General features: G+C 72.2%; 17 protein-coding genes and 1 pseudogene. 15 read left to right on the forward strand and 3 right to left on the reverse strand.

The window, feature by feature from the left end; translation table 11 throughout:
* Nucleotides 1–71: 71 nt before the first annotated feature.
* The 3 genes and pseudogenes from ABD785_RS41435 to ABD785_RS40565 all read left to right on the forward strand — a co-directional run.
* Nucleotides 72–1,517, forward strand: a pseudogene (locus tag ABD785_RS41435) (hypothetical protein); the annotation flags it as partial.
* Nucleotides 1,518–1,775: 258 nt separating this feature from the next.
* Nucleotides 1,776–2,723, forward strand: coding sequence for a hypothetical protein (locus tag ABD785_RS40560; RefSeq protein ID WP_344840081.1), 948 nt, complete (start codon nt 1,776–1,778; stop codon nt 2,721–2,723).
* Nucleotides 2,724–2,897: 174 nt separating this feature from the next.
* Complete coding sequence (locus ABD785_RS40565) at nt 2,898–4,061, forward strand: alkaline phosphatase PhoX (RefSeq protein ID WP_344840083.1); 1,164 nt, start codon at nt 2,898–2,900, stop codon at nt 4,059–4,061.
* 3 nt (nt 4,062–4,064) lie between these two features.
* On the opposite strand, the gene ABD785_RS40570 is transcribed toward ABD785_RS40565, so the two are convergent.
* Nucleotides 4,065–4,991, reverse strand: coding sequence for an MBL fold metallo-hydrolase (locus ABD785_RS40570; RefSeq protein WP_344840086.1), 927 nt, complete (start codon nt 4,989–4,991; stop codon nt 4,065–4,067).
* Nucleotides 4,992–5,083: 92 nt separating this feature from the next.
* On the opposite strand from ABD785_RS40570, the gene ABD785_RS40575 reads away from it, so the two are divergent.
* Nucleotides 5,084–5,455, forward strand: a complete 372-nt coding sequence (locus ABD785_RS40575) for a single-stranded DNA-binding protein (protein ID WP_344840089.1) — start codon at nt 5,084–5,086, stop codon at nt 5,453–5,455.
* A 40-nt stretch (nt 5,456–5,495) separates the two neighbouring features.
* Here the strand turns inward: ABD785_RS40575 and ABD785_RS40580 are convergent, their stop codons facing one another.
* Entirely contained in the window at nt 5,496–6,743 is a 1,248-nt protein-coding gene (locus ABD785_RS40580) for a DUF1015 family protein (protein ID WP_344840092.1), read from the reverse strand.
* Between the two features lie 85 nt (nt 6,744–6,828).
* On the opposite strand from ABD785_RS40580, the gene ABD785_RS40585 reads away from it, so the two are divergent.
* Together ABD785_RS40585 and ABD785_RS40590 are read left to right on the forward strand one after the other, a co-directional pair.
* A complete protein-coding gene (locus ABD785_RS40585) occupies nt 6,829–7,209 on the forward strand; it encodes a tetratricopeptide repeat protein (protein ID WP_344840095.1) in 381 nt (126 codons plus the stop codon).
* Nucleotides 7,210–7,638: 429 nt separating this feature from the next.
* A complete protein-coding gene (locus ABD785_RS40590; protein WP_344840097.1) occupies nt 7,639–8,622 on the forward strand; it encodes an HAD-IIA family hydrolase in 984 nt (327 codons plus the stop codon).
* A 73-nt stretch (nt 8,623–8,695) separates the two neighbouring features.
* On the opposite strand, the gene ABD785_RS40595 is transcribed toward ABD785_RS40590, so the two are convergent.
* Nucleotides 8,696–9,037, reverse strand: a complete 342-nt coding sequence (locus ABD785_RS40595) for an SCP2 sterol-binding domain-containing protein (RefSeq protein ID WP_344840100.1) — start codon at nt 9,035–9,037, stop codon at nt 8,696–8,698.
* A gap of 119 nt (nt 9,038–9,156) precedes the next feature.
* On the opposite strand from ABD785_RS40595, the gene ABD785_RS40600 reads away from it, so the two are divergent.
* The 9 genes from ABD785_RS40600 to ABD785_RS40640 all read left to right on the forward strand — a co-directional run.
* On the forward strand, nt 9,157–9,309 hold the full coding sequence (locus ABD785_RS40600) for a hypothetical protein (protein WP_344840101.1): 153 nt from the start codon (nt 9,157–9,159) through the stop codon (nt 9,307–9,309).
* 112 nt (nt 9,310–9,421) lie between these two features.
* Nucleotides 9,422–10,219 carry a TlyA family RNA methyltransferase gene (locus ABD785_RS40605; RefSeq protein WP_344840103.1) on the forward strand — a complete coding sequence of 266 codons (798 nt, stop codon included), beginning with the start codon at nt 9,422–9,424 and terminating at the stop codon, nt 10,217–10,219.
* Nucleotides 10,216–11,115 carry an NAD kinase gene (locus ABD785_RS40610; RefSeq protein ID WP_344840105.1) on the forward strand — a complete coding sequence of 300 codons (900 nt, stop codon included), beginning with the start codon at nt 10,216–10,218 and terminating at the stop codon, nt 11,113–11,115. Before ABD785_RS40605 ends, ABD785_RS40610 begins: the two co-directional genes overlap by 4 nt.
* Nucleotides 11,116–11,175: 60 nt before the next feature.
* The gene (recN, locus tag ABD785_RS40615) at nt 11,176–12,885 is read left to right on the forward strand and encodes a DNA repair protein RecN (RefSeq protein ID WP_344840106.1); all 1,710 of its coding nucleotides are present in this window, start codon (nt 11,176–11,178) and stop codon (nt 12,883–12,885) included.
* 52 nt (nt 12,886–12,937) lie between these two features.
* On the forward strand, nt 12,938–14,167 hold the full coding sequence (steA, locus tag ABD785_RS40620; protein WP_425547884.1) for a putative cytokinetic ring protein SteA: 1,230 nt from the start codon (nt 12,938–12,940) through the stop codon (nt 14,165–14,167).
* Entirely contained in the window at nt 14,164–15,135 is a 972-nt protein-coding gene (locus ABD785_RS40625) for a copper transporter (protein WP_344840108.1), read from the forward strand. The genes steA and ABD785_RS40625 overlap by 4 nt, the downstream gene beginning before the upstream one ends.
* Entirely contained in the window at nt 15,132–15,989 is an 858-nt protein-coding gene (locus ABD785_RS40630) for a hypothetical protein (protein WP_344840110.1), read from the forward strand. Before ABD785_RS40625 ends, ABD785_RS40630 begins: the two co-directional genes overlap by 4 nt.
* Nucleotides 15,986–17,584, forward strand: coding sequence for a murein biosynthesis integral membrane protein MurJ (gene murJ, locus ABD785_RS40635; RefSeq protein ID WP_344840111.1), 1,599 nt, complete (start codon nt 15,986–15,988; stop codon nt 17,582–17,584). The genes ABD785_RS40630 and murJ overlap by 4 nt, the downstream gene beginning before the upstream one ends.
* 19 nt (nt 17,585–17,603) lie before the next feature.
* Nucleotides 17,604–17,961: glycosyltransferase family 4 protein (locus tag ABD785_RS40640; protein ID WP_344840113.1), on the forward strand; the 358-nt coding region annotated here is incomplete at its 3' end.

Below are 17,961 nucleotides of genomic sequence, written 5' to 3' on the forward strand. Positions count from 1 at the left end.
GGTACTGCACGGGAGACTGTGTGGGAGAGTAGGACACCGCCGCAATCAACATGCTGAAAGGCCCCGGACAAATGTCCGGGGCCTTTCGCATTTCTGGGTGTGGTGGGGCTGACTGTGTGTTTTTGGGTGTTGACGTCAGGTGCCTGCCGGGGGCCGTCTACCATGTAGTGGTGAAGGATGAGGAAGGTCGCGGCGACAACCGCGAGGGACGCCAGGATCGGCAGCAGGGTTCGAGCGGTTCGGCGGGGGGCCAGACCGGTCGTGGTGGTTCGGGTGCTCCGCGTAAGCCGTTCAAGCCCGGGAAGGGCCGCCCGCAGTCGGGTGGTTCGGGTCAGCGCCAGGGCCAAGGCCAGGGGCAGGGCCGTCGGGATGACCGTCCCAAGGGGAGGTTCGGTAAGCCGGGCCAGCAGGCGCCCCGTGATGACCGTCAGGCGCCGCGTGATGACCGTCAGGGTGGTCGTGAGGGCCGCCCGTTCGAGCGTCGCGAGGGTGCTCAGGGTCGGCCGTTCGAGCGCCGTGATGATCGTGGACGTCCGGGTGAGCGCCGTGAGGGTTCCGGTGGAGGCCGTTCGTTCGAGCGTCGTGATGACCGTGGTGGTTCCGGTCGTCCGTTCGAGCGCAGGGACAGCAACACCGGTGGGCGTCCTTTCAATCGTGATGACAACCGGGGTTCGTTCAACCGGGATGACGACCGCGGGCGCTCGTTCGAGCGTCGCGACAACAATTCCGGTGGGCGCCCGTTCAACCGGGATGACAATCGGGGCAGGCCCGCGAACCGTGAGGGCGGCCGTCCGTTCGAGCGTCGTGACGACCGTGGTGGTTCCGGTCGTCCGTTCGAGCGCAGGGACAGCAACACCGGCGGGCGTCCTTTCAACCGGGACGACAACCGGGGTAGGCCGAACCGGGACGACAACCGGGGACGGCCGTTCGAGCGCCGGGACAACAACTCCGGTGGGCGTTCGTTCGAGCGTCGTGACGACAATCGGGGTCCGGCGGGGCGTGAGGGCGGCAGGCCGTTCGAGCGCAGGGACAGCAACACCGGTGGGCGCCCGTACAACCGGGACGACAACCGGGGCTCCTACAACCGGGACGACAACCGGGGTGACAACCGGGGTCGGCCGAACCGGGACGACAACGGCGGGCGTCCGTTCCAGCGGCGGGACGACCGTCCGTCGGGTGGCGGCCGGCCGTTCGAGCGTCGTGAGGGCGGTGGCCGTCCGTTCCAGAAGCGTGAGGATGGGCGGGAGGGGCGTCCGTTCAACCGGGACGACCGTCCGTCGGGTGGTGGGCGGCCGTTCGAGCGTCGTGAGGGCGGCGGGCGTCCGTTCCAGAAGCGTGAGGATGGGCGGGAGGGGCGTCCGTTCAACCGGGACGACCGTCCGTCGGGTGGTGGGCGGCCGTTCGAGCGTCGTGAGGGCGGTGGCCGTCCGTTCCAGAAGCGTGAGGATGGGCGGGAGGGGCGTCCGTTCAACCGGGACGACCGTCCGTCGGGTGGTGGGCGGCCGTTCGAGCGTCGTGAGGGCGGCGGGCGTCCGTTCCAGAAGCGTGACGACGGGCGGGGGCGGCCCTCGGGCGGCGGACGTCCGTCCGGTGGGCGCGACGGTGGCGAGCGCAGGCCCTGGCGGGACGCTCAGGGAGAGCGGCGGCCGTTCGAGGGCGGTGAGCGTCCGGACGAGCAGACCTACGCCGACAGGCGGCGCGAGGAGCGCGCCTCCCGTGGCGGCTACGGGGCCCGTGAGGACCGCGATCCCGAACGCACCGGCTACGACGACCCGGTGATCGCCGAGGGTGTGACGGGCGAGGAGCTCGATCCCGAGGCCCGCGAGGAGCTGCGGACCCTGCCGAAGGAACTGGCACTGCTCGTCGCCAAGCATCTGGTCATGGCCGGGCAGCTCGTCGACGACGACGCGGACCTGGCCTACAAGCACGCGAAGACCGCACGCCGGCTGGCGAGCCGGGTCGGTGTCGTCCGTGAGGCGTGCGGCCTGGCCGCCTATCACGCGGGCGCCTGGTCGGAGGCGCTGTCCGAGCTGCGCGCCGCCCGCCGGCTGCCCGGCCGCGAGGGCCTGTACCTCGCGATCCTCGCGGACTGCGAGCGCGGCCTCGGCCGGCCGGAACGCGCCCTCGACATCACCCGTTCCCCCGAGGCGGCCGAGCTGCCCAAGGAGGAGCGCATCGAGCTGAAGATCGTCGAATCCGGTGCGCGCCGCGACCTCGGCCAGTTCGACGCGGCTGTGGTCGTCCTGGAGATGGCCGAGCTGAAGGACCGGCGGCTGCGTCCCTGGTCGGCGCGGCTGTTCTACGCCTACGCCGACGCGCTCGTCGAGGCCGGACGGCCGGAGGAGTCCAAGGAGTGGTTCCTGCGCGCCGCCGCGGCCGACCGCGACGAGGAGACCGACGCCGCCGAGCGTTACGCCGAGCTCGATGGCCTGTCGATCATCGATGCGGAGACCGAGGACACCCCGGCCGAGCGCTTCTCCGACGAGGAGGACGCTCCCGCCGAAGCCGAGCCTGCCGACGAGGAGACCGAGGCCGTTCTCGAGCAGGCGGACGAGGAGCCTTTCGAGGAGCCGGCCGCGGAGGAGCAGGCGGCGCCGGACCCGCTGGCCCTGACCTTCCAGGCGCCGCCGTCGGCGGACCCGGAGGCAGAGCCGCCGTCCGGTGAGTCGGAGCCGGGCAACCCGGTCTTCAAGGCGGCGGAAGGCCCCGGCGAGGAGTCCTGATCGTTTCAACGGAAGAGCCCGGTGCGACCGCACCGGGCTCTTCCGTTCTTCCGCCAGGCCCATTGACCGGAGGGTTGATTCGCGCGATATTCACCGGGCTGGTCTGGTCTGGCGCGGGCCTTCAGTGGTCGACTACCGGCTAATCGTGAAGAACACTCATGAACGAGGTGGGCCATGCGGACGGTCGGACGACGGGGTTTCCTGCGCGGAGCGGTGGCCGGAGGCGGAGCCGTGGCGTTCGCCGGCGGGTTGTGGCAGGAGGCGTTCGCCGCCCCCGCCCAGCCGGGCGCGGGTCCCTACGGTCCGCTGGGCGCCGTGGACGCGCGGGGTGTCCAGCTTCCGGCGGGTTTCACCAGCAGGATCGTGGCCCGGTCGATGCAGATGGTCGAGGGGACGTCCTACCGGTGGCATCCAGCCCCGGACGGCGGTGCCTGCTTCCCCGACGGCGACGGCTGGATCTACTCGAGCAACTCCGAGGTGCCGCTGGTCGGCGGGGTCTCCGCGCTCCGCTTCGCCGCCGACGGGACGATCACCGGCGCCTACCGGACGCTCTCGCTGACCCAGCTGAACTGCGCGGGCGGCGCCACGCCGTGGAAGACGTGGCTGTCGTGCGAGGAGTACGACTTCGGCTGCGTCTACGAGACCGATCCCTACGGGGTGAAGGCCGCCAAGCCGCGTCCGGCGATGGGGCGCTTCAAGCACGAGGCCGCCGCCTGCGACCCCGACCACAAGGTCGTCTACCTGACCGAGGACCAGCCGGACGGCTGCTTCTACCGCTTCACCCCGAAGACGTGGGGTGATCTCTCCTCGGGGACGCTGGAGGTCCTGGTCGGGACGGCTCCGGGCCCGGTCGGCTGGAAGAGGGTCCCGAACCCCGAGTTCTGGGTGACGGCCACGCGTGACCAGGTGGAGGGCGCCCTGCGCTTCAAAGGCGGCGAGGGCTGCTACTACGCCCACGGGATCTGCTACTTCACCACCAAGGGCGACAACCGCGTCTGGGCCTACGACGCCGGGGCCCGCACGCTGGACCTGGCCTACGACGACGATCTGGTCGTCGGCACGCCCCCGCTGACCGGTGTCGACAACATCACCGGCACCGCGGGAGGCGATCTCTACGTGGCCGAGGACGGCGGCAACATGGAGATCAACGTCATCACTCCCGAGGGCGTCGTCACGCCGTTCCTGCGGCTGGCGGGGCAGGAGAAGTCCGAGATCACGGGGCCCGCGTTCTCGCCGGACGGCCGGCGGCTGTACTTCTCCTCCCAGCGGGGGACGTCCGGCTCCCTGCTCGGCAACGACGGCCTCACCTACGAGGTGACGGGGCCCTTCCGCGCCTGATCCTCAGGCCCGGAGGGAGTGCATGATGCCCGCGACGTTGTTCGCGGTGCTGTTGAGGACCTCGTACTTCTCGCGGAGCGCGGGGTCGGCGTCGGGGGCGTAGGACTTGTAGCGGCCGGCGGTGCGGTCCTCGACCATGGCCACGGCGTGGTCCAGGTCGAGGCCCGCGTCGTTGGCCTCGCTGACCAGCTCCACCCACAGACGGAGTTCCTCCTCGGAGCGGTCGAGCGTCAGGGGGACGTCGGAGACCGGGCCGTAGTGGGCGAACAGCAGCCGTGTGGGCTGGAGCTCGCGGAAGCGGTCGAGGGAGGCGACGGCCGTCTCCAGGTCGAAGTCCGGGGGCGGGGTGGCGGGCCGGATCTCGGCGGTCTCGGGGATGTAGAGGCCGGCGGCGTCGCCGACGTAGAGGTCGCCGGAGAGCGAGTCGAGCAGGCCCACGTGGTGGCGGGCGTGCCCGGGGGAGTAGTAGGACTCCAGGCGGCGGCCCCCGCCCAGATCGATCACGCCGACGTCGGAGACCGAGACGATCCGCTCGGCGGGGGTGGGCTTCAGCTCGCCGAACAGGGTGTCCAGGGCGTCGCCGAAGACCATGCGGGCGCTGCGCATCAGGCGTTCGGGGGAGGCGAGGTGGCGGGCGCCCTGCTCGTGCACGACGATCTCCGCCGACGGGTAGAGCCCGGCGATGTCCCCGACGCCCCCGGCGTGGTCCAGATGGATGTGGGTGACGACGACCGAGGCCAGGTCGGCCGCGTCGACGCCGAGCGAGGTCAGGGCGTCGCGGACGATCGGCGCCGATCCGGCGGTTCCCGGTTCGATGAGGCACGGCCGGTCGCCGAGGATCAGATAGCCCGCGGTGATGCCCCGGTAGCCGGCCATCTGGGTGTCGATCTCGTAGACGTCGTGTCCGAGCGGGGTGATCAGGTTCGCCATGTCCTCGTCCTCGATGGTTGTCCACAGGGCTGAAAACGATCTTCGGGTGATTTCTGTGAGGGTTCGGGTGGGCTCACACCAGGAGGTTTTCAGTGAACGATCCGTATTTCAACGAGGTCCTGCTCTGCGGCAGGCTCGCGGGCGAGGTCAGCACCCGTCCCGCGGTGATCGACTCGGCGGCCCTCGAATGGCGTCTGACCGTCGACCGTCCCGGTGGGACTCCGGTCGTCTCCGAGACCTTCCCCTGCGTCACCCATGATCCGGATCTGGCGATCGCCGCCACGGCGTGGCGTCCGGGCGCCCTGATCGAGATCCGGGGAGCGCTCCGCCGCACCATCTGGACCTCCTCGGACGGCTCCCGCCTCAGCCGTGTCTACATCGAGACCGACGAGGCCGAACTCCTCGACACACCGCCCCTTCCCGCCACGGATCCACCCGAAGCCCTCTTCCGCCCCCCTTTCTGATCTACAACGTAAAGGCCTGTCCCCGGTGGTCTTCGGCTGGTCAGGGGGTGAGGAGGCGCATGACGAGGCCGGTTCTCGGCTTGGGGCCGAAGGAGGTGGATTTGCGGGGGACGCGTTCGCCGCCCGCGGCCAGGGCGATGACCTCGGAGACGGTGAGGGGATTGAGGATGACCGCGGTGCCGTTGGTCCTTTCCGCCTTGGCGATGGCGTGGGCGGGGTCGTCGTGGACGACCTGGACGCTGTGCTCGTCGGCCTGGATCCCCCAGGTTCCGGCGATCAGGAGGTGGTCGAGGATCGCGGTGTTGAGGGAGCGCCAGCGGGCCGAGCGGTGGTCGGGGAAGGCCGTCTCCAGCTTCGAGGGGTCCGGATCGGTGAGGAGCCAGAGGCGGCCGGCTCCGGCGACCAGGAGGCCCGCCGGGTGCAGGGCCAGGGAGCGCAGGGCGTCGGGGAGCCGGTCGAGGGACGGGCCGCCGGTGGGCAGCGGGGTCACGGTGAAGGCGGATCTCGCCCGGTCGACGGCCTTCTCGGGGTCCAGGCGGGGCAGGACGCGGTGGATGGCGCCGAGGCGGGGCGGGTAGCGCCGGGCGTCGACCAGGAGGGCCAGGCCGTTGTCCCAGGGGCCGGGGCGCCCGCCGTGGGAGGCCTGGAAGGCGCGGTAGGCGGCGTACCGGTGGTGGCCGTCGGCGATGAGGGCCTGGCGCGGGGCCAGGTCGGCGGCGATGGTGCCGTCGTCCGGCAGGCGCCAGAGGCGGTGAACGAAGCCGTCCGAGGAGATCATCTCCAGAAGGGGACGATCACGGTCGGCCGTGGCGTCGACGAGATCGCTCGCGGGGCCGTCGCCCTCGTAGGTGAGGAAGATCGGCTCCAGGTTGGCCTCCGTGGCGGTCAGCAGGGCCAGCCGGTCGCGGACGGGGCCCGGATAGACGTCCTCGTGCGGAAGGATCACCCGCTCGGACTCCTGCCGCAGGCCTACGGCGCCGATCAGGCCGCGTTGCAGCACGCCCGGGCCCCGCTCCTCGTAGACGTACAGGGCGGCCGGCTCGTCGACGGTCAGCGCGCCGGTCTCCAGCCATCGCCGCAGCACCAGGCCCGCGGACGCGTAGTCGCCCCCGGGAAGCGTGACCTGGACGACGTTGTGGGCGTCACCGGCCCGCAGCCGGGCCAGCTCGTCCTCGTCGATGAGGTCGTAGGGCGGGCAGGTGACCGCCTCCAGATCCCCGACCACGGAAGGCGAGAAGCGGACACCGGAAATGGGGGCCAACTCGAGACCCCGGCGGCGATCAGACATGTCCGTCAGCGGGCATCGTAGGGAATGTGTCGTATGGGAGGTGCACGCCTTGGTTCAAGGTTCTGGTGATTCCCCGAATTCCCCAGTGGATCCCGCCGGAGACGTCTACGACTGGTACCAGCGCGGCCTTCAGCTGCTGACGGCGGGCAGCGCCGCGGCCGCCGTCCAGCTCCTCGCTCGTGCCGCTGATGTCGAACCCCATTCCCCTAGTATCCGCGAAGCCCTGGCCAGAGCCCTCTTCGGCGTCCGCCAGTACGCCGATGCCGCCGACTGCTTCCGCTCGATCATCGAGACCAACCCCGCCGAGGACTACGCCCTCTTCGGCCTCGGCCTGTCCCTCTCCCGCCTGGGCGCCTTCGAGGCGGCCGTGGAACACCTGGCCCTGGCCGCCGCCATGCGCCCCGACAACAAGCACTACACCACCGCCCTCCGCCAGGCCCGGGCCACACTCAACGCCCGCCGCTGACGAGCCCCCGCCCCTCCCACCCGCCCCCGCCAGCCCAACCACCCGTGCCCGCCCACCCCGGTCCCCGTGCCAGCCCGCCGACCCCAGCCCGGACCAGCCCAACCACCCGTGCCCGCCCACCCCGGTCCCCGTGCCAGCCCGCCCACCCCAGCCCGGACCAGCCCAGCCCCCGTGCCGGCCCGGCCCTGCGGGCCCCAGGCCAGCCCAGCCACCTCAGGTCCCGGCCTGGCCCTGCGGGCCCCGGCCCCGGCCCGGCCCGGCCCGGCCACGCTGCCTCGCTCGCGGCCTCCGACCCGCTCGCCCCGGAGCCGCTCGCCCGGGTGAGGGTCGCCCGGGTCTGTTGGCGCTGAGGGGTGAGAGAGGGGGTGAGGTGGGGATCACCCGGGGGGCGGGTGTCAGGATCTCGGGGTCGGTGCGGAGGGAGAGGGCATGCTGGTCGACGGATATGACGTGTTGTTGCTTGATCTTGATGGGGTGGTCTACAGCGGGAAGGTGGGGGTGCCGGGGGCCGCGGAGGCGCTGGGAAGGGTTCGGGGGTCGGGGAAGAGGCTGGCGTTCGTGACGAACAACGCCTCGCGGACGCCCGGGGCCGTGGCGGCGCTGCTGTGCGCGGTGGGGGTGCCCGCCGAGGTCGAGGATGTGGTGACGTCGGCTCAGGCTGCGGCCCGGCTGCTGGCCGAGGAGCTGGAGCCCGGGGCGAAGGTGCTGGTCGTGGGTGGGATGGGGCTGCGGCAGGCGCTCTACGCGCGGGGGCTGCGGCCCGTCTCGACCGCGGCCGAGGAGCCCGTGGCGGTCGTGCAGGGGTTCGATCCGCGGCTGGACTACGGGCAGCTCGCCCAGGGGGCCATCGCGGTGCAGAGAGGGGCGCTGTTCGTGGCGTCCAACCGGGATCTGAGCATCCCGGACGGGTCCGGGCCGCCCAAGCCGGGCAACGGGGCGCTGACCGAGGTGATCAGGTCGTCGACCGGGATCGACCCGATCGTCACCGGGAAGCCCGAGACGCCTCTGCACCGGGAGAGCATCCTGCGGACGGGCGCCGAGCGGCCGCTGGTCGTGGGGGACAGGCTCGACACCGACATCGAGGGCGCCTACAACGGGAAGGCCGACAGCCTGCTCGTGTTCACCGGGGTCACCGATCCGCTGATGGCCCTGACGGCGCCGGTGGAACACCGCCCGACCCACCTGTCGGCCGATCTCGGCGGGCTGCTCGTCGACCACCCCGAGGCGAAGCGCGACGGCGACGCCTTCACCTGCGGCGGATGGACGGCGCTCTGGGACTGGGGAGTGATCAAGCTGTCGGGCGACGGCGACCCCTGGGACGGCCTGCGCGCCCTGGCCGCGGCCGCCTGGCGCCACCCCGAACCCTCACCCCGCGAGGCCGTGGAGGAGGCACTGTCCCGGCTCTCCCTGTGATCACAGGGCGCCGCGGACCACAGGGCGCCATGGACGGTGAAGGACCGACGGATGCCGGGGCCCGGACGGGAACTCAGAGGAGCTTGCGGAGCCGCAGGAGGTCGGTGAAGCTGGCTTCGATCTTGAGCCGGCCGGTGGCCCACGCCTTCGCCGGGCTGATCTCGTCGTTGGCGAGGGCCAGAAGATCGGCGCTGGCGGCGGTCAGCCTGACCTGGGCCGCCCTCGGGTCGGCGCAGCGGGCGAACGGGGTGATGCCCCCGGAGGAGATCCTGGTCTCGTAGGCGAGGTCCAGATCGGGCACCCGGCAGCTGACCGTGCGGTCGACGGCGTGCCGCCGCCACTGCTCGGGGTCGAGCCCGCCGAGCCGTGCGGCGATCTGGTCCAGGGCCGCGCGGACCTGTTCCTCGGTGACCATGGCTTTGTGTTTCCCCCTTCGGTCGGCGACGTTGTCGGTCTAGGACGGTAGCGTTCTTGTCGGTGCCCGTGCGAACCACGGCACACTGATACGGGCAACGGGTTGGAAAGAAGGCGACTATGGACGGGGCGACCAGCGGCGACGACCGGGTCGACGCCGCGCTGAGGACGCTGGACGTGCTGCCGGAGACCCCGGTCGCAGGTCATGTCGCGATCTTCGACCGGGTGCACCAGAGCCTCCAGGACGTCCTCGACGGCGAGCCGGACCAGTGACGCCGGGCGGTTCCGTGACGCCAGATGAAGAAGTGGCGCCGAGCCACGGACTTCCCCTCGCGGGCGGGGTCAAACAGGACGGGCGGCGCACCGGCCGCGCGGAGGGCGGGGAGTGAACCGGAGAAGGCTCGACGCCGAGCTCGTCCGGCGCAAGATCGCCAGGTCGCGGGAGCACGCGGCGCAGCTCATCGCCGACGGCCGCGTGAAGGTCGGCGGGCAGGCCGCCACGAAGGCCGCGACCCAGGTCGAGACCTCGGCCGCGATCGTCGTGGAGGAGGCCGCCGACGGCCCCGACTACGTCTCCAGGGGCGGGCACAAGCTGGCCGGGGCCCTCGAGGCGTTCCATGATCTCGACCCGAGGGGCCGCCGCTGCCTGGACGCCGGGGCCTCGACCGGAGGCTTCACCGACGTCCTGCTGCGCGCCGGCGCCGGCCATGTCGTGGCCGTGGACGTCGGCTACGGCCAGATCGCCTGGTCGCTGCGCACCGACGACCGCGTGACGGTCGTCGAGCGCCTCAACATCCGCGACATGACGCCCGAGGTGGTCGGGGAGCCGCCGACCCTGGTCGTCGGCGATCTGTCGTTCATCTCCCTGACCAAGGTCCTGGCCCCGATCAAGGGCTGCGTCGCCCCCGGAGCCGACTACGCCATGATGGTGAAGCCCCAGTTCGAGGTGGGCAAGGAGCGTGTCGGTGCGGGTGGTGTCGTCCGCGATCCCGAGCTGCGCAAGGAGGCCGTCCGCGACGTGGCGGCCTACGCGCGGTCCATCGGGCTCGGCGTGGTGTCGGTGACGGCCAGCCCGCTTCCGGGCCCGTCCGGGAACGTGGAGTACTTCCTCTGGCTGCGCGCCGGGGCACCCGACCTCGAGGAAGCGATGCTCGACAAGGCCGTAGCGGAGGGACCCCAGTGACCGAGAAGTCCCGCACGGTTCTGATCATGGCGCACACCGGGCGCGAGGGCGCGGTGCGCAGCGCGAAGCTGGTGATCCGCCGGCTGGAGGAGGCCGGGATCCAGGTCAGGGTCCTGGAGGACGAGGCCGCCGACATCGACTGCGAGGGCGTCGAGGCGCACCCGGCCAAGCCGAGCGCCGCCGAGGGCGCCGAAGTGGTGATCGTCCTGGGCGGTGACGGCACCCTGCTGAGGGCGGCCGAGCTGACCCGCGGTGTCGGGACGCCGCTGCTGGGCGTCAACCTCGGGCACGTGGGCTTCCTCGCCGAGGCCGAGCGCGCCGACCTGGCGGTCATGGCCGACCGGGTCGTCAGCGGCGACTACGAGGTCGAGGAGCGGATGGCGATCGACGTGTGCGTCCGCCGCAACGGCGACATCACCGACCGCACCTGGGCGCTGAACGAGGCGTCGGTCGAGAAGGCGAGCCGGGAGCGGATGCTCCAGGTCGTCGCCGAGATCGACGGCCGCCCGCTGTCGCACTGGGGCTGCGACGGTGTGGTCTGCGCCACTCCCACCGGCTCCACGGCCTACGCCTTCTCCGGCGGCGGCCCGGTCGTGTGGCCGGAGGTCGAGGCGATGCTGGTGGTCCCGATCAGCGCGCACGCCCTGTTCGCCCGGCCGCTCGTGGTCTCCCCGCACTCGACGGTCGCCATCGAGGTGACCGCCGAATCGGAAGGGGCCGTACTGTGGTGTGACGGACGCAGGACGGCCGACGTGCCCCCCGGTGCGCGGGTCGAGGTGCGGCGCAGCGATCTTCCCGTGAGGCTCGCCCGCCTCAACCTCACCCCCTTCACCGACCGGCTCGTCACCAAATTCGGTCTCCCCGTCGCCGGTTGGCGGGGGCGCGTTCGCACATAAGAGCGATAATCTTTCCCCCGGAGATCTCCGCAAGCAGATGAGGTGGCACCTTTGAGACCCATGGTCGAAGAGGTTCGGATCCAGGGCCTGGGCGTCATCGACGAGGCGGTCCTGGACCTGTCCCCGGGTTTCAACGTGGTGACGGGCGAGACCGGCGCGGGCAAGACGATGGTCGTGACCAGCCTGGGCCTGCTGTTCGGCGGCCGGGCCGACCCCCAGCGGGTCCGTCCCGGCGCCGACCGCGCGTCCGTGGAGGGCCGTATCGCGCTCGACCCGTCCGGCAAGGCGATCACCCGGGTGGAGGAGGCGGGCGGAGAGCTCGACGAAGGCTCCCTGATCATCACCAGGACCGTCTCGGGGGAGGGCCGCTCCCGCGCCTTCCTGGGCGGCCGGTCGGTGCCGGTCAGCATGCTGCTGACACTCGCCGACGACCTGGTGGCGGTGCACGGGCAGTCCGACCAGCAGCGCCTGCTCCAGCCGGGCCGCCAGCGCGCCTCCCTCGACCGGTACGCGGGCGGCAGGCTGACCAAGCCGCTGCGCGAGTACAGCACCGCCTACCAGCGGCACAAGGAGGTCACGGCCCTCCTGACCGAGCTGACGACCGCGGCCCGCGAGCGCGCGGCCGAGGCCGACATGCTCCGGTTCGGCCTCGAGGAGATCGAGAAGGTCGACCCGAAGGAGGGAGAGGACGTCGAGCTGGCGGCCGAGGACGAGCGCCTCGCCAACGCCGACGCCCTGCGGTACGCCTCCAACACCGCGCACGAGGCCCTGCTCGGCGACCCGGCCAGGATGGACGCCTTCGCGGACGTCACCAGCCTGCTGGGCACCGCCCGCAGCGCCCTGGAGGCGGCCCGCGACCACGACCCGGCGCTCGGCGTCCTCGCCGACCGGCTGGCCGAGGCGGGCTACCTGATCTCCGACATCGGCGGCGAGCTGGCGGCCTACACCGAGTCGGTCGAGGCCGACCCCAAGCGGCTGGCGGCCGTCCAGGAGCGGCGCAGCGTCGTCACGCATCTGACCCGCAAGTACGGCGTCACCGTCGCCGACGTGCTGACCTGGGCGCGCGACGCGGCGGCGCGGCTGACGGAGCTGGAGGGCGACGACGACACGATCGCCGACCTCGAGGCGGAGCGCGAGGATCTCCTCGGCCGGCTGACCGAGCTCGCGGCCAAGGTCACGGCCGTGCGGGAGGAGGCCGCCGAGCGGTTCTCCAAGGCCGTCACCGAGGAGCTGACCGCGCTGGCGATGCCGCACGCCGGGATCGTCGTGGCGATCACCCCGACCCCCGACTTCACGCCCTCCGGGGTCGACGAGGTCGAGCTGCGGCTGGCCGCCCATCCGGGCGCGGTCGCGCTGCCGCTCAACCGGGGCGCCTCCGGCGGTGAGCTGTCGCGCGTGATGCTGGCGATCGAAGTCGTCTTCGCGGGCGCCGACCCGGTCCCGACCTTCGTCTTCGACGAGGTCGACGCGGGTGTCGGCGGCAAGGCCGCGGTCGAGATCGGCCGCCGGCTGGCCAAGCTGGCGCGCACCGCCCAGGTGATCGTGGTCACTCATCTACCGCAGGTCGCGGCCTTCGCCGACCAGCATCTGCTGGTGGAAAAGTCCAACGACGGTACCGTGATCCGCAGCGGTGTGACAGCCTTGGACACCGACGGCAGAGTGCGGGAACTGTCGCGAATGCTCGCCGGCCTGGAGGACAGCGAGCTGGGCCGGGCGCACGCCGAGGAGCTCCTCGCGATAGCGGCGACCGACAAGGACGGACACGCCTGATCTCTCCCGCCTGCCCCGGTCAGGTGATCCGCTCTGGCAGGATGAAGAGGCAATGAGTGAATCGGGGACCGAAACAGATCCGCGCCCGCAGCAGTGGCTGCGGGCGTCGCGGCTGTTCGGGCGCCGCCGCCAGGTCGAAGGACCCGGCGTCGTCGCGACGGCACGGCTCGACAAGCGCACGAAGAAGCTGACCAAGCGGCTGGAGACCGGCGACATCGCCGTGATCGACCATGTCGACATCGACAGGGTCAGCGCCGAGGCCCTGGTCTCCTGCGGGGTGGGCGCGGTCATCAACGTCGCACCGAGCATCTCCGGCCGGTACCCCAACCTCGGCCCGCAGATCCTCGTCGAGGCGGGGATCCCGCTGCTCGACGACGTCGGCCCCGAGATCTTCGACAAGCTCTCCGAGGGCACGGTCGTCCGGCTCGACGGCGACGCGGTCTATGTCGGCGACGACGTGGTGGCCAAGGGGATCCGGCACACCGAGGAGACCATCGAGACGGCGGTCGAGGAGGCCAAGGCGGGTCTGTCGACCCAGCTGGAGTCCTTCGTCGCGAACACGATGGAGTACGTCAAGCGCGAGCAGGACCTGCTCATCGACGGCGTCGGCGTCCCCGACGTCACGACGAAGTTCGAGGGCAAGCACGCGCTGGTGGTGGTCCGCGGCTACCACTACCGCGAGGACATCGCGACCCTGCGCCCCTACATCCGCGAGTACAAGCCCGTGCTCATCGGGGTCGACGGCGGCGCGGACGCCCTCATCAAGGCCGGCTACAAGCCCCACATGATCATCGGTGACATGGACTCCGTCTCCGACGAGGCCCTCACCTGCGGCGCGGAGATCGTCGTGCACGCCTACCGGGACGGCCGCGCGCCGGGCCTGAAGCGCGTCCACGAGCTGAACCAGCAGGCCGTGGTGTTCCCCGCGGCGGCGACCAGCGAGGACTGCGCGATGCTTCTCGCCGACGAGAAGGGCGCCCAGCTGATCGTCGCGGTCGGCACCCACATGAACATGGTCGAGTTCTTCGACAAGGGCCGCGCCGGCATGTCGAGCACCTTCCTCACCCGGCTCCGGGTGGGCAGCAAGCTGGTCGACGCCAAGGGCGTGTCCCTGCTCTACCGCAGCCGGATCTCCTCCTCCGCGCTGCTCCTCCTCGTGGCGGCCGCGCTGGTCACCATGGTCGTCGCGGTCGCTGTCTCGCCCATGCGCGAAGTGATCCTTCCGGTCCTGGTCGAGCGCTGGCACTCCTTCCTCTTCTGGCTGACCGGATTCTTCACGTGATCGATTTCCGCTATCACCTCGTCTCCATCGTCGCCGTGTTCCTGGCGCTGGCGATCGGCCTGCTCGTGGGCTCGACCAACAAGGCGCAGGACGCGCTGGCCAAGCTCAAGGACCAGCAGGTGGCCGTCGTCCAGCGCAACAACGACGATCTGCGCGCGGAGAAGACCCTGCGCGACAAGACGCTGGAGGGCGAGAACCAGTACGCTTCCGTCACCGCGCCCGAGGTGCTGGGCAAGCGGCTGGCGAACGAGTCCGTGGTCTTCGTGCTGGCGCCCGGCGCGTCCGACACGATGCGGACCGGCCTGGACACCGCGGTGAAGACGGCCGGCGGCACGGTCTCCGGCTGGGTCAGCCTGCAGAGCAAGTACCTGGACCCGGCCCAGCTGGCGACCATCGACGAGCTGGCCCTCTCGACCAAGCCGGGCTCGCTGACCTTCGCCGACGACGCGACGGGCTACGACAAGGCCGCGGCCGTCCTGGCGAACGTCCTCGTGACGAAGGACTCCACCAAGGCGGGGCGGGAGGAGCTCAACGCGGTCAGCACCCTGCAGTCCTTCAAGGAGGCGGGTCTGCTGTCTTACAGCGGGAAGCCCACCGCGCGTGCCACACTCGCCATCGTGATCGCACCCGACAAGCCCGTCGAAGACGAGAAGACGGCCGCCGCCGACAACAAGGCGCTGATCTCACTGACGTCCGCGCTCGACGCGAACAACCGCGGCACCGTGGCCGCCGGGGACACCGGCTCCGCCGGGACCAACGGCTTCCTGTCCGCACTCCGCTCGTCCAAGGCGAGCGACACCGTCTCCTCCGCCGACGCCGCCGACCGCGTGTCCGGGCAGAACGTCGTGGTCCTCGCGCTGGACGCGGAGATGGACGGCAAGTCCGGCAAGTACGGCACCGTCTCGGGCGACAACGGCTTCCTGCCGAACCCGCTGCCGACGCCCGTCGCGATGGCGGGGCACTCGTGAAGCGCCTGGTGATCGGCGGCCTGCTCGGCGCGGCCGCCGCCCGCGCCGCCTACACCGCCCTGACCCGCCGCCCGCCCGGCCACAACGGGCTGACCGGCGACGAGGTCTGGGGCCGCACCAACCACAGGGGCGAGCCCGTCACGCTGCTGGAGGGCCCCGCGTTCTTCACCGGCGCCGCGGCCGCGGGGCTGCTGGTCCCCGGCCTGCCGGGCCGGGTCCGCGCGGCGGCGTTCGTCGCCGGAACGGGCTCGGGCCTGCTCGGCGCCTACGACGATCTCGCCGGGTCGTCCTCCTCGCGCGGGTTCAAGGGGCATCTGACGGCCCTGGCGCGCGGCGAGGTCACCACCGGAGCCGTCAAGATCCTCGGCATCGGCGCGACCGGCCTGGCCGCCGCCGCGCTCGCCGGGTCGAAGGCCTCCTCCAAGCCGGGACGGCTTGCCGACACCGTGCTGAACGGGGCGATCGTCGCGGCGAGCGCCAACCTCATGAACCTGTTCGACCTGCGTCCCGGCCGCGCCGTCAAGGTCGGGCTGATCACCGGGGTGCCGCTGGCGTTCGGCGCGGGCTCCGCGATCGTCGCCGCGCCGCTCGGCGCCGCGGCCGCGCTGCTGCCCGAGGACCTCGGCGAGCGGGCCATGCTCGGCGACGCGGGAGCCAACGCCCTCGGCGCCCTGCTGGGCCTGTCGGCGACCCGGCTCGGGCTCGTCCCGCGGCTCGCGGTCCTCGGCGGGCTCGTGGCGCTCAACGGGGCGTCGGAGTACGTCAGCTTCACCAAGGTCATCCGCGAGACCCCGGCGCTCAACTGGATCGACATGCTGGGCCGCAGGCCCGTGGAGCCGAAGCCCGTCCAGTGAAACGCCTCACGAGCGGCCTCGCCGGGGCCGCCGTCCTCATCGCCGCCCTCACCGTCCTGGCCCGGCTGGCCGGTTTCGGGCGGACGGTGGTCTTCTCCCAGACGGTCACCAACTCCTGCCTGAGCGACGTCTACTTCACCGCCAACCAGATCCCCAACATCGTCTTCGAGATCGTCGCGGGCGGGGCGCTGGCCAGCCTGGTCGTGCCGGTCCTGTCGGTCCCGGCCGAGCGCGGCGAGAGCGAGACGGTCCGCCGGACGTCCTCGGCGATGCTGACCTGGGTCCTGCTGCTGCTGACGCCGCTGTCGCTGGCCGCCGCCCTCGCCGCCGGGCCGATCATGTCGGCCCTCACCCACGGCGGCCTCGGCGGTTGCGACCGGACGGCCTACCTCGCGCTGGGCACCCGGATGCTCGTGGTGTTCGCGCCGCAGATCGTCCTGTACGGGCTGGCCGTGGTGCTCTACGGGGTGCTCCAGGCCCACCGCAGGTTCACCGGGCCCGCGCTCGCGCCGCTGGTCTCCAGCCTGGTCGTGATCGGCGCCTACCTCGCCTACGTGCCGCTGATGGACGGCCGCGACCCCGACGACCTGGCGGGCGTGCCGAGCTCGGCCGAGCTGATGCTCTCGGCCGGGACGACGCTGGGCGTGGTGGCGCTGGTCGTCGTCGCCCTGGTCGCCGCCCGGCCGCTGGGCCTGCGGCTGCGGCCCACCCTGCGCTTCCCCGAGGGGGTCGCGGCGCGGGTGCGGCGGCTCGCGCTGGCCGGACTCGCGACGGTGGTCGCCCAGCAGCTCGCGATGCTCACCGTGCTGATCTTCAAGGGTTACGGGACGGCGGGGGCGCTCACCGACTACAACTTCGCCTGGGCGGTGTTCCTGCTGCCCTGGGCGATCCTGGCCGTCCCCATCGCCACCAGCGCCTTCCAGGCCCTGTCCGCCCGTTCGGAGGACGCCGACCCCGGGCCGTTCGACGCGATCGTCGCCGGGACGACCCGGGCCGTCGTGCTCGTCTCCTGTGCGGGGGCCGCGGTCCTGGCGGCCGTCGCGGTGCCGGTCGCGGACTTCTTCGACCACGGCACCGACGCCCATCCCGAGGTCCTGTCGCGCGCGATCCTCACCTTCGCCCCCGGCCTGCTCGGCTACGGGCTCGTCGCCCATCTGGGCCGCGCCCTGTTCGCCTGCGGCCGGGGCCGGGCCTCCGCCCAGGCGACCGTCACCGGGTGGCTGGTCGTGCTGGTCGCCGACGTCGTGCTCGCCCTGACGCTGCCCGAGGCATGGGTCGTGGCGGGCTTCGGCATCGGCAACAGCCTCGGGATGACCGTCGCGGGCGTCCTGCTGCTGACCGCCCTGCTCCGGGCGAGGGGCCGCGCCGCCCTGACCGGGCTGCCCCGGGCGCTGTCGGCGGGCCTGCTCGGCGGGGCCACCGGCGCCGCCGCCGGGTACACCGTCGCCGTCGCGTTCGGAACGGGCGACCAGCTCCACAACATCACCAGCGGTCTCGCGGCGGCCGTCGCGGCGGCGTTCCTGTTCCTGGTCCTGGCCGCCCTCCTCGACCGGGAGGATCTCCGCGCAGCCCTGCGGCGCGCGCCCGCCGCCTGAATGAGGCAGGCTGGGAGGCATGGGTGATGCACGGGGAACGAAGGTGGCCCTGGTCCTGGGGACCAGCGCCGGCGGTGTCGGCCGGCACGTGTGGTCGGTCGCGCGCGGTCTGGCCGCACGGGGCGCGACGGTGGTGGTGTGCGGGCCCGCGGCCACCGAGAAGACCTTCGGGTTCGCCGGCGACGGGGTCCGGTTCGCCGAGGTCGACCTCGCCGACCGGCCCAGGCCGGGCCGCGATCTCAAGGCCGTCCGCGACCTGCGGCGGATCACCCGCGGCGCGGACGTCGTCCACGCGCACGGGCTGCGGGCGGGCGCGCTGGCGGTGCTGGCCCGCGGCGGGATCGGCGGCCCGGCGGCGGGCCGCGGCGGGCTGAGGT

Origin of the sequence: Actinocorallia longicatena, from assembly GCF_039534125.1 — a bacterium.
GTDB classification, from domain to species: Bacteria; Actinomycetota; Actinomycetes; order Streptosporangiales; family Streptosporangiaceae; genus Actinocorallia; species Actinocorallia longicatena.

Excerpts from the sequence above, each read along its gene's own strand:
- ABD785_RS40565 (WP_344840083.1), top strand. The coding sequence starts at position 2,898 with ATGCGGACGGTCGGACGACGGGGTTTCCTGCGCGGAGCGGTGGCCGGA.
- ABD785_RS40570 (WP_344840086.1), bottom strand. The coding sequence starts at position 4,991 with ATGGCGAACCTGATCACCCCGCTCGGACACGACGTCTACGAGATCGAC.
- ABD785_RS40580 (WP_344840092.1), bottom strand. The coding sequence starts at position 6,743 with ATGTCTGATCGCCGCCGGGGTCTCGAGTTGGCCCCCATTTCCGGTGTC.
- ABD785_RS40590 (WP_344840097.1), top strand. The coding sequence starts at position 7,639 with ATGCTGGTCGACGGATATGACGTGTTGTTGCTTGATCTTGATGGGGTG.
- ABD785_RS40595 (WP_344840100.1), bottom strand. The coding sequence starts at position 9,037 with ATGGTCACCGAGGAACAGGTCCGCGCGGCCCTGGACCAGATCGCCGCA.
- ABD785_RS40600 (WP_344840101.1), top strand. The coding sequence starts at position 9,157 with ATGGACGGGGCGACCAGCGGCGACGACCGGGTCGACGCCGCGCTGAGG.
- recN (WP_344840106.1), top strand. The coding sequence starts at position 11,176 with ATGGTCGAAGAGGTTCGGATCCAGGGCCTGGGCGTCATCGACGAGGCG.
- steA (WP_425547884.1), top strand. The coding sequence starts at position 12,938 with ATGAGTGAATCGGGGACCGAAACAGATCCGCGCCCGCAGCAGTGGCTG.